Origin of the sequence: Lachnospira pectinoschiza (genome assembly GCF_020564355.1) — a bacterium.
GTDB classification, from domain to species: Bacteria; Bacillota; Clostridia; order Lachnospirales; family Lachnospiraceae; genus Lachnospira; species Lachnospira intestinalis.
In genome coordinates this window covers 1-211 of the sequence record NZ_JAJCRR010000065.1, presented here as the reverse complement: position 1 = coordinate 211, position 211 = coordinate 1, and the positions used below count along the sequence as shown (strand labels likewise).

Below are 211 nucleotides of genomic sequence, written 5' to 3'. Positions count from 1 at the left end.
CAATAGCGGCTTTTCTCGACAGCCGGTAAGCATGCTTCGCTACTTTTGTTCGCTCCGCGTCACATTCTCGGGTTGCATGACGGTTTTGCCTGTCATACCCCTCCCATGCTTGCACCGGATTTTCCTTTTCCGGCTCATGCCTTCCTTCTGTGTCCCCACAGTTCTGATTTAATGCAGTACAGGAATTTCAACCTGTTGTCCATCGGCTACG

At 51.2% G+C, this 211-nt stretch carries 1 rRNA gene; it reads right to left on the bottom strand.

From position 1 onward, the window contains the following. Nucleotides 1-211: ribosomal RNA gene (locus LI288_RS14265) — 23S ribosomal RNA — on the bottom strand; the annotation flags it as partial.